The sequence below is a fragment of the Amycolatopsis melonis genome (assembly GCF_040064235.1).
Classification (GTDB): domain Bacteria; phylum Actinomycetota; class Actinomycetes; order Mycobacteriales; family Pseudonocardiaceae; genus Amycolatopsis; species Amycolatopsis melonis.
Genome location: NZ_JBDZYD010000006.1, coordinates 333,415 through 350,787 on the forward strand (window position 1 = coordinate 333,415; position 17,373 = coordinate 350,787).

Genomic DNA, 17,373 nt, shown 5'->3' on the forward strand with positions numbered 1-17,373 from the left:
ACTGCCCGAAGGAGCCCTGCGCGTCGTCGCGCTGGGCGGCATCGGCGAAGTCGGGCGCAACATGACCGTCTTCGAGTTCGGCGGACGGCTGCTCATCGTCGACTGCGGGGTGCTCTTCCCCGAGGACGACCAGCCCGGCGTCGACCTGATCCTGCCCGACTTCCGCGCGATCGAGGACCGCCTCGACGACATCGACGGCCTGGTGCTCACCCACGGGCACGAGGACCACATCGGTGCCGTCCCGTTCCTCCTGCGCCTGCGGCCGGACCTGCCGATCTACGGCTCGAAGTTCACCAACGCCCTGCTCGCGGCCAAGGCCAAGGAGCACCGGCAGCGGCCGAACCTCGTCACCGTCCGCGAGGGCGAGCGCCGCGACGTCGGCGTGTTCAACCTCGAGTTCTTCGCGGTCAACCACTCGATCCCGGACGCGCTCGCCGTCGCGATCCGCACCCCGGCGGGCGTGGTCCTGCACACCGGCGACATCAAGCTCGACCAGCTCCCGCTCGACGGGCGCCTCACCGACCTGGCCGGCTTCTCCCGGCTCGGCGACGAAGGCGTCGACCTGTTCTGCGTCGACTCGACCAACGCCGAGGTGCCCGGGTTCGTCATGCCCGAGCGCGACATCGGCCCGGTCCTCGACGACGTCATCCGGCGCGTCGACCAGCGCGTCATCGTGGCCTGTTTCGCCAGCCACGTGCACCGCGTCCAGCAGGTGCTGGAGGTCGCGGAGCGGCACGGCAGGCGCGTCGCGTTCGTCGGCCGCTCGATGGTCCGCAACATGGGGATCGCGGCCGAGCTGGGCCTGCTGAACGTGCCGGACGGCCTGCTGGTCGACCTCGACCAGGCCAGCAACCTGCCCGAGAGCAAGGTCCTGTTCGTCTCGACGGGCTCGCAGGGCGAGCCGCTCTCGGCGCTGTCGCGGATGGCGCGCGGCGAGCACCGGCAGATCTCGATCCGCGCGGGCGACACCGTCGTGCTGGCCAGCTCGATGATCCCGGGCAACGAGACCGCGGTGTTCGGCGTGGTCAACGGCCTGACCCGGCTCGGCGCGAACGTCGTCCACCAGGGCAACGCGAAGGTGCACGTGTCCGGCCACGCGTCGGCGGGGGAGCTGCTCTACCTGTACAACGCGGTGCGCCCGAGCAACGTGATGCCGGTGCACGGCGAGTGGAAACACCTGCGCGCCAACGGCGAGCTGGCCATCCGCACCGGCGTCGCCCCGGACAACGTGGTGATCGCCGAGGACGGCGTGGTCGTCGACCTGGTCGACGGCAAGGCGTCCCGCACCGGCCGCGTCGAGGTCGGGCACGTGTACGTCGACGGCCTCTCGGTCGGCGACGTCGGCGAGTCGACGTTGTCCGACCGCCTGGTGCTTGGCGAAGGCGGGTTCATCGCGATCACGGTCGCGGTGGACTCCAGCACCGGCCGCGCGGTCAGCAGCCCGACGGTGTCCGGCCGCGGCTTCTCCGACGACCCGAAGGCACTCGACGCGGTCGTGCCGCTGGTGGAGATGGAGCTGGCGCGCACCGAAGCCGAGGGCATCACCGACACGCACCGGATCGCGCAGGCGGTCCGCCGGGTGGTCGGCCGCTGGGTGGCCGACACCTACCGGCGCCGCCCGATGATCGTCCCGACGGTCATCCCGGTCTGAAGTTCGCGAAGGCCACCGTCACGGCGTCCGCTGCCGTGACGGTGGCCTTCACGGCTTTCCGCGCCCGGCCTTGGCCAGCAGCAGCGCACCGGCCACGATGACGCTCTGCCGCAGCAGCGCGTGGCGGGCCCGGCGTTGTTCGGCACGTGTCGGCTTCATGCCGTCCAGTGTTTCGCCGCGTGCGGCCCGCGGACATCCCGCTGTGGGAGGGACGGTATCCCTCCCGGGGACCAATTTCTGCGCCTGTTACGCCGTCCGGACCACGAGACGGGCCTTCGCCGCGGGCTAACCTTGATCGCACCCCGCCTCGCGCAGAGAGGCCGCGCCGATGGGACGTCACTCGCCGGACGGACGACGCCGGCTGCTCGTTCCCGCGCTGGCCACCGCTCTTGTCGTCGTCCTCGGCGCCGCGGCGTGGGTGACGACGGCGGTGCTCACCGCCAAGCCGTCCTGCGAGCAGCCGCCGCACGTCCTGGTGACGGCGTCCCCGGACATCGCGCCCGCGCTGACGCTGGTCGTGCGCGGTCTCGGCCTGCAGTGCGGCCACATCGAGGTCCAGACCAGGGACGCCACGCAGGCGGCCGAGCGGCTCGCGGTCTCCGACGGCAGCCCGCGTCCGCAGGTCTGGGTGCCCGACTCCACGCTGGCGCTGCGCCGCGCCCGCCAGCTGGGTGCCGCCGACGTCCCCGAAACCGGGGCGTCGGTGGCCAGCTCGCCGGTGGTGCTCGCGGTCGCCGTCGACGTCGTGAAGGGACTCGGCTGGCCCGACCACACGCCGACGTGGGCGGAGGTGCTGGCGGCGCCGGGAGCCGTCCCCGGAATGCCCGACCCGGCGCGCGACGCGGTGGGGGCGCTGGCGCTGCTGGGTTTGCGGGACAGCGTCAGGGCGGTGCCCGAATCCGCGGCCGCGTACGTCCAGCTGCTGCGGCGGTTCTCGGCGAACACGCTGGGCGCGCAGAAGGACCTGATCGCCCGGCTGCCGGAGTCGAGCGGCAGTGACCCGGCCGCGGTGACCGTGTTCCCGGCCTCGGAGAACTCGGTGCTGCGCCACAACGTCGAGGACCCGGCGTCACCGCTGGCCGCCGTCTACTCGACGGCCGTGCCCACTTTGGACTATCCGCTGGCCGAGCTGGGCGGCATCACGCCGCAGCAGCGTCCGCTCGTCGAGGCGCTGCGGGACGCCCTGCTCGGCGACCTCGGCGGCGAGGCGATCGCGAAGACGGGCCTGCGCGCGGCGGGCGGCCAGGCGCTGCGCGAGCACACCGACGACCCGCGGCTGTCGCCGACGGGCATCCGCGCGGCGAGCCTGCCGCCCGCGGCGGACGTCGACGAGCTGCTCAACCAGTGGGCCGGGATCAACCTGAGCGCGCGGGTCCAGGTGCTGGTCGACGTCTCGGGCTCGATGAACGCGCAGGTCCCCGGCACCGGGCTCGACCGGATGCAGGTGACGATGCAGGCGGCGGCGAAGGCGATGCACCTGTTCAAGCCGGCCACGCAGCTGCGCATGCTGGCCTTCTCGACCCGCCTGGACGGCGAGAAGGACTACCGTGAGCTGCTCCCGATGGCCCCGGTCGCCCAGCACCTGGCCGACGGCGCGCTGGACAAGCTCGCCCGCGTGAAGGCGACCCCCGACGGCGGAACCGGGCTGTACGACAGCGTGCTGGACACCTACCGGACAGCGCGCCGCGAGTGGGAACCGGGCAGGCTGAACCTGGTGATCGTCATGACGGACGGCCGCAACGAGGACCCGCACGGCATCTCCCGCGCGGACCTCCTGGCAGAGCTGGCCAAACTCCAGGACCCCCGCCGCCCGATCCCCCTGATCGGCGTAGGCATCGGCCCGGACGCGGACAAGACGGAACTGGACCAGCTGACCGCGGCAACGGGCGGCCAAGCTTTCGTGACCCCGGACCCGGCCAAGATCACCGACGTCTTCTTCACAGCCCTGTCCCACCTGGCCGGCGGCTGACTTACCCGTAACTCGCGTGATCGAAGCCGGATCTCGTGTGATTGAAGCCGGAACTCGCGTGATTGGAGCCGGAACTCGCGTGATTGGAGCCGGAACTCGCGAGTTACGGCCCCAGTCACGCGAGTTCCGGGCTCAATCACGCGAAACACGTGCCGGATCACGGGGTGAGCGGCGGCGGAGGAGGGCGTAGACGGCCAGGATCACGGCCAGGCTGATCAGGCTCAGGTACAGCTGGGCTCGCGTGTCCTCGTCGACGAACAGCATCGACGCCACCACGACCAACGTCAGGACCAGCGTCAGCCAGCTGAGCCAGGGGTATCCCCACATCCGCAGTTTCAGGCGCTCCGGCGCCGAAGCCTCCAGGCGGCGGCGCATCCGGAGCTGGGACCCGCAGATGATCGCGTAGACGAACAGCGCGACCGCGCCCGCCGAGTTGATGATGAAGTAGAAGATCTTGTCCGGGGACACGTAACTCATCACCACGGCCACGTAACCGACCGACGTCGAGGCGAGGATCGCCTTCCACGGCACGCCTCGGGCGTTCGTGTCCGAGATCCACGCCGGGGCCCAGCCGTGCCGCCGCAGGGCGAACAGCATCCGGGAAGCCGTGTACAGCCCCGAATTCAGCACCGACAACGCCGCCGTCAGCACGACCGCACTGACCAGAGTGGACGCCGCCGGGACGCCGAACCGGCCGAACGCCGCCGCGAACGGGCTCGTCTCGCTCGGGATGTCGCGCCACGGCGTGATCATCACCAGCAGTGCCACCGAGCCGACGTAGAACACGATCACGCGCCAGACGATCGTCGAGGTCGCCTTGCGGACCGCCGTCTCCGGCTGGTCGGACTCCGCCGCCGCGATCGTCACGATCTCCGCGCCGAAGTAGGAGAAGATCACGATGACCACGCCGTGCACCACCGAAAACGGGCCGTTCGCGACGAAGCCGTCGAGGCCGATGTTGCCGGCGGAGAAGTGCGCGCCCGGCCAGAGCCCGAGCACGAACAGCAGGCCCAGCACCAGGAACACCACGATGGTCGCGACCTTGATCGAGGCCAGCCAGAACTCCGTCTCGCCGAACGAGCGCGCCGACGCCAGGTTCGTCGCCGTCAGCAGCAGCATCAGCGCCAGCGAGAACACCCACTGCGGCACGGCGGGAATCCAGCCCTGCAGGATCTTCGCGCCCGCGACCGCCTCGAACGCCACGACGCCGACCCAGAAGTACCAGTACAGCCAGCCGATCGTGAAGCCGGCCCAGCCGCCGAGCGAGTCGCGCGCGTACTCCATGAACGAACCCAGCGAAGGCGCGGCGGTCGCCATCTCGCCGAGCATCCGCATGACGAGCACGACGAGCAGCCCGCCGAGTGCGTAGGACAGTACGGCCGCGGGGCCGACGGTGTGGATCACCGCGCCGCTGCCGATGAACAGGCTCGCGCCGATGATGCCGCCGAGGGCGATCATCCGGACGTGCCGCTGCCGCAGGTCGGGCCGCAGCCCGGACTTGGTCGTCAAGGTGCTTCCTCCCCGGGTGAACGCGGATCGCGGAATTCTCGCACCCGGGCGCGTGGTGGTGCAGAATTTGCGCAACTCAGTGCGCGAGCACCGCCGACTTCCGCTGCACCAGGAACGCCCCGGCGAGCAGGACGGCCGAGCCGAGCAGCTGGACCCACGTCAGCTCCTCGCCGAGCAGCGCCCAGGCCGCCACCGTGGTGATGATCGGCTCGACCAGCCCGAGCACGCTCGCCACCGACGCGGGCAGGTGCCGCAGCGACGAAATGCCACAGACGTACGCGAGCACCGTCGCCACCAGCACCAGCAGGGTCAGCAGCAGCCACACCGGCGGCTGCCAGGCACCGAACGCGACGGGCGTGCCGAGCTGCCGGACCGGCCACGTCCACGGCGGGGCGGCGAAGGCGATCGCGACGGCGCCGATCACCATGCCCCAGGTGACCAGGCCCAGCGGGTCGAGGCCGGCCACCGCGCGCTCGCCGAGCAGGAAGTACCCGGCCGAGCACAGCGCCGCGCCGAAGCCGGCGAGCAGGCCGGCGGCGTCCAGGGTGACGCCCTCCCAGACCTGGGCGACCAGGGCGAGCCCGGCCATCGCCAGCGCGATGCCGCCCCACACCGACCGCGGCAGCCGGTGCCGCCGCACGAACCGCACCCACAGCGCGATCAGCACCGGCGAGACGAACTCCAGCAGGATCGCGATGCCGACCGGGATCCGTCCCGCGGCGACGAAGTACAGCAGCTGCACGCCGGCCACGCCGAGCAGGCCGTAGCCGCCCAGCACGGGCAGCTGGTCCCGGCGGACCCACAGCTTCCGCGGCGCCACCACGGCCACCCCGGCGAGCAGCACGAGCCCGGCCAGCCCGATCCGCATCGCGGCCACCTGCTCCGGGGTGATGCCCGCGGACATCGCGGACTTGCCCAGCGTCCCCGACGTGCTGAAGAACAGCGCGGCGAGCAGGACGAGGGTGGTTCCGCGGCCGCGGTGGGCGACCCGGGGTGGCGCGAGGACGGGCAGCTCGGTGGTCACCGTCGCGACTCTAAGACCCGCCGCAAGCCAATTTGCGGTTATTCGGTTCGCTTCAAGCCGGTCGCGACGTGTGTCGTGATCGTGGCCAGCCGCCGCCCCTGGACGCGCAGCGCGCCGAGGGCGACGTCGTCCGGTACCGCCGACTTCCGCGACACGAACGAGCCGCCGTAGGGGTTGCCGGACTCCATCAGGTGCGGGTCGGTGTAGCCGAGCGGCACCACGATCGCGCCCCAGTGGTAGAAGATGTTGTTGATGGCCAGCAGTGTCGACTCCAGGCCGCCGTGCCGGGTGGACGCCGTCGTGAACGACGTCGCGACCTTGTCGGCCAGCTTTCCCTGCGCCCACAGGCCACCCGTGCTGTCCAAAAAGGACTTCAGCTGGGCGGCCGGGCCGCCGAACCGGGTCGGGCTGCCGACCGCGAGGCCGTCGGCCCACTCCAGGTCGGCGAGCGTGGCCTGCTCGTGGTGCGGCCCGGACTCCACCCACGCCTGCCAGCGCGGATTCTGCGCGACGACGTCGGCGGGCACGGTCTCGGGCACCGCCCGCAGCCGGACCTCGGCGCCGGTCTCGCGGGCGCCCTCGGCGAGCGATCCGGCGAGGGCGGCGGTGTTCCCGGTCGCGCTGTAGTAGACGACGAGTATCCGTGTGCTCACGTCCGCGACTCTAGGGCCGCCGGACCGGGCGTCCCAGAATCCGGGATGTACCGGTTTTGTACGCCGGTCGGCTGTGCTGGGCCCATGAAGCTGGTGCCACTCCTGGCCGTCCTGGCCCTCGCCGCCGCCGGGCCGGTTCCCGAAGCCGCCGCGGCCACCGTGCCCGACCCGGTGATCGGGCACGCGGTGTTCAACGACCCCACCGGGACCGCCGCCCGGCAGAACGCGATCGTCGTCCAGCTCGCCGGGCTGATCGACCGGGTGCCTGCCGGCGAGGAGATCCGGCTGACGGTGTTCGGGTTCGACACCCCGGACACCGAGGACCGCGCGGACGCCCCGGACCTGGTCGACCACTTCGTCGCCGCACACGACCGCGGCGTGCGCGTCAAGATCATCCTCGACCAGGGCCAGGCGGGCAACGGCCCGCACACGCGGCTCAAGGCCGCCCTCGGCACCGACGACACGCAGCCCAGCTGGGTCGTCACCTGCGGCGACCAGTTCCCGTCCGGCCCGAAACGCGGCTGTATCGGCACCCGCGTCAAGCAGTGGTCCGACAGCACCGCCTACGCCGACAACCACAACAAGTTCGGGCTGTTCTCCAAGGTGCGCCTGAACGACGGCAGCGTGCGCTCGAACGTCGTGTACGTCGCTTCGGCCAACATCGGCGTGTGGGACGCGAACGAGTCCTACAACAACGCGTTCACCTACAGCGATCCCGGCACGTTCGGCGCCTACGGCCGGTACTTCGAGGACCTGCGCAGCTACCGCTACAGCAAGGACGGGAACAACGACTACTACCGCGATTCCGGCTCCGGCACCGACTACCGCGCGTTCTTCTTCCCGCGGCACGAAGGCGCGGGAAAGCCGTTCGAGGACCCGGGCACGGACACGATCGTCAGCACGCTGAACTCCGTGCACTGCAGCTACACCGAGACCGACGGCTCGAAGCACCAGACCGACGTCCGGATCGCGATGTGGGCGTTCACCCGGCCCGCGATCGCGCAGAAGCTGGCCGCGCTGCGCCAGGCGGGCTGCTGGGTGGACGTCGTGTACAGCACGGCGAGCCAGTCCGTGCTGGACGCGCTGGCCGGCGTCCAGGTCACCAAGTGCGACTTCAACGCCGGGCCCGGCATCGACGTCCGCGTGCACTCGAAGTACCTGCTCGTCGACGGCGGCTTCGACGACGACATCGTGCCGCGCGTCTACACCGGCAGCCACAACTACGCGTGGTCGTCACTGCGCCAGGAGGACGAGAACCTGCTGCGGATCATGGGCCGCGGCCCGCACACCGAGTACCTGGCGAACTTCCACCAGATCCGGGACACCTGCCGCGCTAGGGCCTAGGTTTCCAGGGACTGACGGTGTCGGTCGGCCGCGTCGGGTCGTGGAAGCGGGGCAGATCCGGCTCGTCGCGGCGCAGCGGCACGAGGCCGTCGGTGATCGCCTGCATGATCTTCGCGTGCGCGCGCACCCCGGCCCCCGGCCGCTCCGGCTCCACTTCGGACAGGTCGACGGGCTCGCCGAAGTGCACCCGGAACCGCGGGCGGCGCAGGGGAGCGCTCAGGCCGGAGCGGGCGAGCGGGACGAGGTCGGCCGGGCCGGTGACGGTCTCGGTGCCCCAGTAGACGGCCTCGTGCGCGCCCCACTGGCTGATCGGGATGACCGGCACGCCCGCGGCCAGCGCGAGCCGTGCGGCGCCGGTCTTCCCGCGCTCCGGCCACAGGCCAGGATCGTGGCTGATCCGGCCTTCGGGGTAGACGATGATCGGCTCGCGGGTGGTCCGGAGCGCCTCGACGGCCTCGGCGAACTGCCCCACCGCGGTGCCGGCGTGCTTGCGGTCGACCCGCAGGTGGCCGCTGAGCTTGAGCGCGGGCCCGATGACGGGCGCGTCCAGGATGCCGCCGGCCAGCATGAACCGCGGGTTGATGCCGATCCGCTTGCACGCGGCCATGAGGACGAAGGCGTCGAACACGCCGATGTGGTTGGCGGCCATGAGCAGCGGCCTGCCCCGCAGCTGCGCCGGGATCCGGCCGGTGACGGTGAGCCGTCCGACCAGGTTCACCAGTCCCCGGTCGATGTTCAGCATGGTCCGCCAGATGGCGGGAGCACGGCGGGGCGGTTCGTCGGTGCGCAGCGCGAGCATGGGCAGAGCATGGCAGACGCCGTTTTCACCCGTTTGCGCACTGGCCGGTAGCGCCCCGCCCTCCGCTCCCGAGCGCCACATTGGGTTTCTCGGCAGCGGGCCACGGTGACCGGAGGCTCCGGGCCCGCGCCGCGGGCTGAAAGGGACGTTCCTGGCGGGGGGGGGGGGGGCACGGCCCGTCGGCGCCCCCCCCCCGGCCCCCCGCCCCCGGTGCCGCGCTGCGGGCTGAAAGGGACGTTCCTGGCGTCTGGTGCGACGAAAGTCCCTTTCGCCGCACCAGACGAGACGAACGTCCCTTTCAGCCCACCCGGGCGACCCCATCGGGGCGCTGGGGCCCCGCCGCTGCTGTTCACCCGGATGGCCCCTCAAGGCCCGGTGTGAGGCAGAAGTTCACCGTGCGCTGCGAGTGGCGGATGGGACGAACCGCGAGGGCCGGTTACCGTTGAACCATGGCTGGGTCGGCGACGAGAAAGCGAAGCACGGGAAGCGGCGCGAAAGGGGCAGCGGCGCGTAAGCCGCGTACGCCGGCGAAGCCACGTACCTCCGCCGCGCGCAAGCCCGCGCCACGTGCGCGCCGCAAGACGCCCGGGATCTTCGGCAAGTCCGTCCGGGGGACCTGGAACCTGCTGGCCAAGGGCCTCGGCACGCTGGCACGCACGGTCGGCCGGACCCGCGAGCTGGAGCCGGAACACCGCCGCGACGGCCTCGCGCTCGGGCTGATCGCCGTGGCCATCGTCGCGGCCGTCGGTGTCTGGTGGCGGGCCGCCGGGCCGATCGGGGCCGGGGTCGAGATCGCCACCCGGACCGTCCTCGGCGCCGGTGCGGTGACGCTGCCGCTCGTGCTGGTCGTCGTCGCCGTCGCGCTGATGCGGTCCGAGCCGCATCCCGAGACGCGGCCGCGGATGGTGATCGGCACCATCATGGTCGTGCTGTCCGTGCTCGGGATGCTGCACATCTTCACCGCGCTGCCCGAGACCAACGACGGCCGGATGTACGCCGGCGGCATCGTCGGCGCCTTCTCCGGCGGGCTGCTCACCATGGGCGTCACCACCTGGGTCGCCGTGCCGCTGCTGATCCTCGCGCTGGTCTTCGGCATCCTCGTGTTCACCGGCACGCCGGTCCGCGAGATCCCGCAGCGGCTGCGGAACTGGGGCCTCGACGAGGACGAGATCGCCGAGGCCGAGGCGCTGCGCTCCGGGTTCGCCACCGACGAGGAGAAGGTCACCGAGGCCGACCCGAAGTCCGCGCGGCTGCGCAAGCCGTCGCGCCGCCGCCAGGCGTCCGAGACGGCCGAGCAGCTCGACCTCGACGCCGCGCTCGCCGAGGCGCCGACGCCGATCAAGCCGCCGAAGCCCGTGGCCAAGCCGGCCGAGGTGCCGGAGAAGAAGCCGAAGAAGGCACCGGAACCGCCGCTCGCGGTCACCCGGACCGTCGAGGGCGACTACCAGCTTCCGCCGCCCGACCTGCTGAAGCTCGGCGACGCGCCGAAGTCCCGCAGCAAGGCCAACGACGCCATGATCGAGGCGATCACCGGCGTGCTGGAGCAGTTCAACGTCGACGCGCAGGTCACCGGCTTCACCCGCGGCCCGACGGTGACGCGCTACGAGGTCGAGCTCGGTCCGGGCGTGAAGGTCGAGAAGATCACCGCGCTGACCAAGAACATCGCCTACGCGGTGGCCACCGACAACGTCCGGCTGCTGGCGCCGATCCCCGGCAAGTCCGCGGTCGGCATCGAGGTGCCCAACTCCGACCGCGAGATGGTGCGCCTCGGCGACGTCCTGCGTGCGCCGTCCACGGTCAAGGACAACCACCCGATGGTGATCGGCCTCGGCAAGGACATCGAAGGCCACTTCGTCACCGCGAACCTGACGAAGATGCCGCACCTGCTGGTCGCCGGCTCCACCGGGTCCGGTAAGTCCAGCTTCGTCAACTCGATGCTGGTGTCGCTGCTGGCGCGTTCGACGCCGGAAGAGTGCCGGATGATCCTGATCGACCCGAAGATGGTCGAGCTGACGCCGTACGAGGGCATCCCGCACCTGATCACGCCCATCATCACCCAGCCGAAGAAGGCCGCCGCCGCGCTGGCCTGGCTGGTGGAGGAGATGGAGCAGCGTTACCAGGACATGCAGGTCAACAAGGTCCGGCACATCGACGACTACAACAAGAAGGTGCGCTCGGGCGAGATCACCGCGCCGCCGGGGTCCGAGCGCGAGTACCGGCCGTACCCGTACATCATGGCGATCGTCGACGAGCTGGCCGACCTGATGATGACCGCCCCGCGCGACGTCGAGGACGCGATCGTCCGCATCACCCAGAAGGCCCGTGCCGCGGGGATCCACCTGGTCCTGGCCACGCAGCGGCCGTCGGTCGACGTCGTGACCGGCCTGATCAAGACGAACGTGCCGTCGCGGCTGGCGTTCGCGACGTCGTCGCTGACCGACTCCCGCGTCATCCTCGACCAGCCGGGCGCGGAGAAGCTGATCGGCATGGGCGACGCGCTGTACCTGCCGATGGGTGCCGGCAAGCCGGTCCGCATCCAGGGCGCGTTCGTCGGGGACGAGGAGATCGCGGCGGTCGTCAACTACGCCAAGGAGCAGGCGCAGCCGGAGTACCAGGACGGCGTGACGGCGGCCAAGGCGGGCGAGAAGAAGGAGATCGACCCGGACATCGGCGACGACCTGGACGTCCTGCTCCAGGCGGCGGAGCTGATCGTGACGTCCCAGTTCGGCTCGACGTCGATGCTGCAGCGCAAGCTGCGCGTCGGCTTCGCGAAGGCGGGACGGCTGATGGACCTGCTGGAAAGCCGCGGCGTGGTGGGCCCGTCGGAGGGGTCGAAGGCCCGCGACGTGCTGATCAAGCCGGAGGAGCTGGAGTCGGTCCTGTACATGATCCGCGGCGGCGGCCCGGTGGACGCGGACGCCGACGGCGAGGACGAGTAGCCGAACCGGCGCCCGTGCAACCCGCGCCCGGGCTGCTTCCGTCCTGGGCACGTGGACCTACAGCGATGGATAGCCGGACTGTTCGCCTTCGCCGTCGTCACCGTGGGCGCCGGAAGCTCGGTCGCCGCCGGGCGGGACGCCGCTGCCGGGCCCGCCGGGCCGCCCGCGCCCAGCACCGTGAGCGCGCCGGCCGGGCAGGACGTCACCCTGCGGCTCGGGCAGGAGGCCGCCGTGCAGGGGAAGGACCTGACCGTGCGGTACACGCGGCTCGTCGCCGACTCGCGGTGCCGTCCCGGCATGGAGTGCATCTGGCAGGGGGAGGCGACGCTGGCCTTCCTGCTGAAGGAGCCCGGCCGCGGCGAGAGCACCACGGCCGAGCTGCACAGCGGCCCGCGGACCGGGCCGCAGGCGACCGCCTTCGCCGCCAGCCGGGTCGAGCTGGTGGCGGTCAGCGCGGACGGCCGCGAGGCCACCGTGCGGATCAGCTGAGCGGCGTGCCCCAGCGGTCGGCGTAGGCCACTTCGGACAGCGGGATCCGCGGGGCGGGCTTGAAGTCCGGCACCGTCGTGTACGCCACCGGCAGCAGGCCCACCTGCGTGTGGCCGTCCGGGATGCCGAGGATCTCCGCGGCCTCCGCCTCCCGCGCCAGGTGGTACGTCGTGAGCGTCGAGCCGAGGCCGCGCGAGCGCAGCGCCAGCTGGAAGTTCCAGACGGCCGGGAAGATGCCGCCGTAGAAGGCCGCGTCGAGCGCGTTGTCGCCGGCCGGGCGGCCCGCCAGGACCGGGATGACGAACACCGGCACGCGCTCGATGACGTCGATCAGGTGCCGCCCCGACGCCAGCGCCCGCGGTGGCGCCGTGGCCGCCCGCTCCGCCAGGTAGGCCTCGCCCACCTCGCGGAAGATCGCGCCGAGCCGGTTCTTCACGTCCTGGTCGCGCACCACCAGCCAGCGCCACGCCTGGACGTTGCCGGGCGTCGGCGCCTGCAGCGCGAGGTTCAGGCACTCGTCGAGGACTTCCGGCTCGACCGGCCGGTCGAGGTCGAGCTTGCGGCGCACCGCGCGGGTCGTGCTGAGCAGGTGGTCGATGTCCATGATCACCATTCTGGCCCGGCCCGCGCGGCGCGGCTCAGCCGCCGAACTTGCGGACCGCCTGGTAGTACGTCCAGGCGGCGCCCTTGCACGCCACGTTGGACCCGCAGACGCTCTTGAGGTCGGTGTAGAGGTTCTCGTCGATCTTCAGCCGGTTCGCCTCGGTGAACCGGCCCTGCTTCTTGTAGTTGCGGTAGCCGAAGTCGTGCCGGTGGCAGCCGGGCAGGAACTGCCAGCCGAACGGTGTGTCCGGCGACCACGAGCAGCCGTCGGACGACCAGTCGAGCTGGCCGGAGTACGGCGCCTGGTTGCGGATCGATTCGAACCCGGACAGCGTCGTGTGGAAGAGGTACTGGTCGGTGACCGCCGGAATGTCGACGGCCGCCGCGGTGCCGGTGCCCAGCAGGGCGCCCGCGCCGACAGAAACGGCCACCGTCACGGTGGCCCCCAGGTTCCGCAGTGTCGTGCGCATCGGTGTTTCCCTTGCCGATCGGAGAGAAAGTGTGCGTGATCAGCTTCGGGCCCGCCGTGGCGTTCGTCACCGCCCGAACGGAGGGTGTCGGGAACTTTTCGCTCAGAGTTCGAGCAACATGCGGGAATTTCCCAGCGTGTTGGGCTTGACGTAGGGCAGGTCGAGGAACTCCGCGACGCCGGTGTCGTGCGAGCGCCGCATCTCCTCGTACACCTCGTGCGACACCGGGGTGCCCTGGATCTCGACGAACCCGTGCCCGGCGAAGAAGCGGGTCTCGAAGGTCAGCACGAAGAGCCGTTTGAGACCCAGCTCGCGCGCTTCGTCGACCAGCCGCGCGACGAGCACCCGGCCGACGCCCTGGCCGCGCACGGCCTTGTCGACCACGACGGTGCGCAGCTCGGCGATGTCCTCCCAGAGCACGTGCAGCGCGGCCGCGCCGACGACCTCGCCCGCCACCTCGGCGACCCAGAACTCCTGGACCGCCTCGTACAGCGTGACCAGGTCCTTTTCCAGCAGCACGCGCCCGGCATCCGAGTCGACGAGGGCCTTGATCTTGCGGACGTCGGCGATCCGCGCACGGCGGACGGTCGGGCGGGGCGAGTCGGACGGCACGATCGTCAACCCTGCCACATCGCCCGCCGGGGGCGGCGACACGACCGGCCGTCGCCGCCCGGGACCGCGAGGTGACGGAGCGTCGTATGCTGCCCGGCGGAGGACGACCGGCCAGGGGTCGCGAAGGGGGAGTCGATGACGCGCGCCGGATGGGATGCGTTCCACGCCGCCGAGGCGCAGGCAGCAAGCGGTCAGACGGCGGCGGTCGGCACCCCGGACGGGGTCGTCTGGCTGCTGGTCCCGGGCCAGGCGTGGCAGTGGCGGCGGCCCGGGACACCGTGGCAGTACGGGCACGCGCCCGTCGACCCCGCCTACCGCGCGGCCGGGCGTCCGCTGGTGCCGCCCGGAGCGCCGGGTTCCGCATCCGCTGCGCCGGTGCCGCCCGGGACCCCGCCCGCGGGGCCCGCTTCCGTCGCGTCGGTGCCGCCCGGGACCCCGCCCGCTTCCGCCGCGCCAGTGACGCCTGGAACCCCGCCCGCGGGTGCCGCTCCTGCCTCGCCGGTGCCGTCCGGAACCCCGTTCCCGGGTGCCGCTCCTGCCGCGTCTGTTCCGTCCGGAACCTCGGCCTCGGGTTCCGTTCCCGTCGCGCCGGTGCCGCCCGGGACCCCGCCCTCGGGTCTCGCCCCTGCCGCGCCGATGCCGTCCGGAACCCCGCTCCCGGGTGCCGCCCCCGCCGCGCTGCCCGCCGTGCACGTCGAGCAGCTGAGCGCGCGTACCCGGTTCGTCTCCGGCACCGAATCCGTCACCGCCTTCCTGCAGCGGGCCGCCCAGGTGGTCGGCTGGGCGGACAAGACCCGCCACCCGGACCGGCACCACGCCGGCGCGAGCTGGGGATCGGACCTGCTCGACAGCGTCGCCCGGAACACCCGCTCGCTCACCCTCGACCTGCTCGCCGCGGGCGACCGGATGCGGCGGCTGTTCGACGAGTGGCAGGAACAGCGGCAGGAGCAGGACCAGGCCGGGCGGCGGCTGCCGAACCCCCTGGTCTTCCTCGCCGGACCCCCGAACACCGGCCAGCGGCGGCTCTACCGCGCCCTCTACACCGCCCTCAACGACGCCGGCGTCGGCTTCTCCGGCGGCAGCTTCAGCACGGCAGCGGCCCTGCTGCAGGACGACTACGGCCAGGCGGTGCCCGCCGAGGCGGCCCTGCGCGGATTCGTCGAGGAAGCCGAAGAGACCGACGACCCGAGCTGCCTGCTCGTGGAAGAGATCGACGCGCTGTTCGACGGCAACCCCGCCGGGGTGCTCCGCTACCTCCGCCAGCTCGCGCACGACCAGGAAAGCTGCCGCCTGCTCGTGCTCGCCGGCACCGACCGGGCGCTGGAGACCCTGCGTTCCGAAGCACCCGAGCTGGCGCCGAGCCTGCTGGTGTACCGGATGCCCGAGTTCACCCACCCGGCCCGCGCCGCCGCGCTGCTGGACGTCCTCGCCGCGGAACGGTCGATGGCACTCGCCCCGCCGGTCCGCGACAGCCTGGCCGCGCTCGTGCGCGGCGGTGGCAGCGCCCGCGAGGCCGAGGCCCTGCTCGTCGCGGCGAGCCAGCACGCCATCGCCCGCGGTCCCGCGCCGGACGGCCGGGTCCACCTGCTGCCCGCCGACGTCGAGGCGGTCGCCCGGCACGCGGGACAGCGGGCCGGGAAGCCGGTCGAGGAGCTGCTGGCCGAGCTCGACGCCATGATCGGGCTCACGTCGGTGAAGCAGCGGGTGCGCACGTTGGTGGACGAGCTGGCCGTGGACGCGCGGCGCCGCGAGGCCGGCCTGCCCGTGGCGGCGCGCAGCCGTCACCTCGTCTTCACGGGCAACCCGGGAACAGCGAAGACGACGGTCGCGCGGCTGGTCGGCCGGATCTACCAGGCGCTGGGCGTGCTGCCGAAGGGGCACGTGGTCGAGGTCGCGCGGCCGGACCTGGTCGGGGAGTACATCGGCGAAACGTCGCTGAAGACCCGCAGCGTCTGCGAACGCGCGATGGGCGGCGTGCTGTTCCTCGACGAGGCCTACAACCTCGTCTCCGGCGACGAGGACGACTTCGGCCGCGAGGCGGTCACCGAGCTGCTGCTGCAGATGGAGAACCACCGGGACGGCTTCGTGGTGTTCGTGGCGGGCTACCCGAAGGAGATGGACGAGTTCCTCGAGTCCAACCCGGGCCTGCGGTCGCGCTTCGCCGGGCGGGTCGAGTTCCCGGACTACTCCGACGAGGAGCTCGCGGGCATCTTCCGGGCGATGGCCACCGGCCAGGGCTACCGGCTCGCCGACGACCTGGCGGCGGCGCTGCCGGAGGCGATGCGCCGGATCCCGCGCGGGCGCGGGTTCGCCAACGGCCGCTCCGCGCGTGGCCTGCTCGAAGCGGCGATCGGCAAGCAGGCAGGACGGCTGGCCGCGCGGCCGCGGACGTCCGCCGACGAGCTGGCGACCCTGATCGCGGCGGACCTGCCCGAGGCGGGGGAGTCCGGGGTGGCGGCCACCGACGACGCCGGGCCGCGGCGCGGCCTGGAGGAGCTGCTCGCCGAACTCGACGCCATGATCGGCCTGGCCGACGTCAAGCAGCGGGTGCGCGCGCTGGTCGCCGAGACCCGGCTGGACGCGCGCCGCCGCAAGGCCGGGCTCCCGGTGGCGGCCCGCAGCAGGCACCTGGTGTTCACCGGCAACCCCGGCACCGCCAAGACGACCGTCGCCCGGCTGATGGGCCGGCTCTACCAGGCCCTCGGCGTGCTGCCGTCCGGGCACCTGGTCGAGGTCGCGCGCCCGGACCTGGTCGGCGAGTACGTCGGCCAGACCGCGCCGAAGACCCGCGACGCCTGCGAGCGCGCCATCGGCGGCGTGCTGTTCATCGACGAGGCTTACACCCTCGTGCAGCACTCCCGGGACGGTGCCGACTTCGGCGCGGAGGCCGTGGCGGAACTGCTGGTGCAGATGGAGAACCACCGCGAAGACCTGGTGGTCGTCGCGGCAGGCTACCCGGCTGACATGGACCGGTTCCTGGACAGCAACCCCGGCCTGCGGTCGCGGTTCGGCGGCACGGTCGAGTTCGCCGACTACACCCCGGCCGAGCTGGCGGCGATCTTCACCGCGATGGCCGTCAAGCAGGGCTACCGGCTGGCGCCCGACCTGGCCGCCGCGCTGCCCGGGGTGATGGCCGGGCTCGACCGCGGTCCCGGGTTCGCCAACGGCCGCACCGCACGCGGGCTGCTGGAACAGGCGATCGGCGCGCAGGCGCTGCGGCTGGCGGGGCCGGACGCCGACCTCGACCGGCTAGCCGACGCCGAGCTGGTCCTGCTGACCCGGGCGGACCTGCCCGGCCCGTCCTGAGCCAC

The 17,373-nt window shown here is 72.2% G+C and carries 13 protein-coding genes; 6 read left to right on the forward strand and 7 right to left on the reverse strand.

The features are described 5' to 3' along the window. The first annotated feature begins 1 nt into the window (after position 1). Positions 2-1,651, forward strand: a complete 1,650-nt coding sequence (locus ABJI51_RS18580; protein WP_431605638.1) for a ribonuclease J — start codon at positions 2-4, stop codon at positions 1,649-1,651. Positions 1,652-1,979: 328 nt separating this feature from the next. Next, positions 1,980-3,620, forward strand: coding sequence for a substrate-binding domain-containing protein (locus ABJI51_RS18585; RefSeq protein ID WP_348952286.1), 1,641 nt, complete (start codon positions 1,980-1,982; stop codon positions 3,618-3,620). Positions 3,621-3,752: 132 nt separating this feature from the next. Here ABJI51_RS18585 and ABJI51_RS18590 read toward each other — a convergent pair whose 3' ends face one another. The 3 genes from ABJI51_RS18590 to wrbA all read right to left on the reverse strand — a co-directional run bounded on the left by ABJI51_RS18590 (position 3,753) and on the right by wrbA (position 6,806). Continuing rightward, a complete protein-coding gene (locus ABJI51_RS18590) occupies positions 3,753-5,129 on the reverse strand; it encodes an amino acid permease (RefSeq protein ID WP_348952287.1) in 1,377 nt (458 codons plus the stop codon). 76 nt (positions 5,130-5,205) lie between these two features. Further along, positions 5,206-6,153 (reverse strand): EamA family transporter, encoded by a 948-nt coding sequence (locus tag ABJI51_RS18595; protein ID WP_348952288.1) that lies wholly within the window; start codon positions 6,151-6,153, stop codon positions 5,206-5,208. Positions 6,154-6,191: 38 nt separating this feature from the next. Continuing rightward, entirely contained in the window at positions 6,192-6,806 is a 615-nt protein-coding gene (gene wrbA, locus ABJI51_RS18600) for an NAD(P)H:quinone oxidoreductase (RefSeq protein ID WP_348952289.1), read from the reverse strand. A gap of 84 nt (positions 6,807-6,890) precedes the next feature. Between wrbA and ABJI51_RS18605 the strand changes: the two genes are divergently transcribed. Then, positions 6,891-8,150 (forward strand): phospholipase D-like domain-containing protein, encoded by a 1,260-nt coding sequence (locus ABJI51_RS18605; protein ID WP_348952290.1) that lies wholly within the window; start codon positions 6,891-6,893, stop codon positions 8,148-8,150. Here ABJI51_RS18605 and ABJI51_RS18610 read toward each other — a convergent pair. Beyond that, on the reverse strand, positions 8,140-8,949 hold the full coding sequence (locus tag ABJI51_RS18610) for a lysophospholipid acyltransferase family protein (RefSeq protein WP_348952291.1): 810 nt from the start codon (positions 8,947-8,949) through the stop codon (positions 8,140-8,142). The two genes, ABJI51_RS18605 and ABJI51_RS18610, sit on opposite strands and share 11 nt — an antisense overlap. A gap of 449 nt (positions 8,950-9,398) precedes the next feature. Between ABJI51_RS18610 and ABJI51_RS18615 the strand changes: the two genes are divergently transcribed. Both ABJI51_RS18615 and ABJI51_RS18620 read left to right on the forward strand, forming a co-directional pair. Beyond that, a complete protein-coding gene (locus ABJI51_RS18615; protein ID WP_348952292.1) occupies positions 9,399-11,888 on the forward strand; it encodes a DNA translocase FtsK in 2,490 nt (829 codons plus the stop codon). Between the two features lie 51 nt (positions 11,889-11,939). Further along, positions 11,940-12,377 (forward strand): hypothetical protein, encoded by a 438-nt coding sequence (locus ABJI51_RS18620; RefSeq protein ID WP_348952293.1) that lies wholly within the window; start codon positions 11,940-11,942, stop codon positions 12,375-12,377. Here the strand turns inward: ABJI51_RS18620 and ABJI51_RS18625 are convergent. The 3 genes from ABJI51_RS18625 to ABJI51_RS18635 form a co-directional block, all read right to left on the reverse strand. Beyond that, the gene (locus ABJI51_RS18625; RefSeq protein WP_348952294.1) at positions 12,370-12,981 is read right to left on the reverse strand and encodes a nitroreductase family protein; all 612 of its coding nucleotides are present in this window, start codon (positions 12,979-12,981) and stop codon (positions 12,370-12,372) included. The genes ABJI51_RS18620 and ABJI51_RS18625 overlap by 8 nt on opposite strands. Positions 12,982-13,015: 34 nt before the next feature. Beyond that, on the reverse strand, positions 13,016-13,450 hold the full coding sequence (locus tag ABJI51_RS18630) for a phospholipase (RefSeq protein ID WP_348952295.1): 435 nt from the start codon (positions 13,448-13,450) through the stop codon (positions 13,016-13,018). 102 nt (positions 13,451-13,552) lie between these two features. Continuing rightward, on the reverse strand, positions 13,553-14,071 hold the full coding sequence (locus ABJI51_RS18635) for an amino-acid N-acetyltransferase (protein ID WP_431605627.1): 519 nt from the start codon (positions 14,069-14,071) through the stop codon (positions 13,553-13,555). 126 nt (positions 14,072-14,197) lie between these two features. Here ABJI51_RS18635 and ABJI51_RS18640 point away from each other — a divergent pair, with 126 nt between their 5' ends. Beyond that, entirely contained in the window at positions 14,198-17,368 is a 3,171-nt protein-coding gene (locus ABJI51_RS18640) for an AAA family ATPase (protein ID WP_348952297.1), read from the forward strand. Positions 17,369-17,373: the final 5 nt, after the last annotated feature.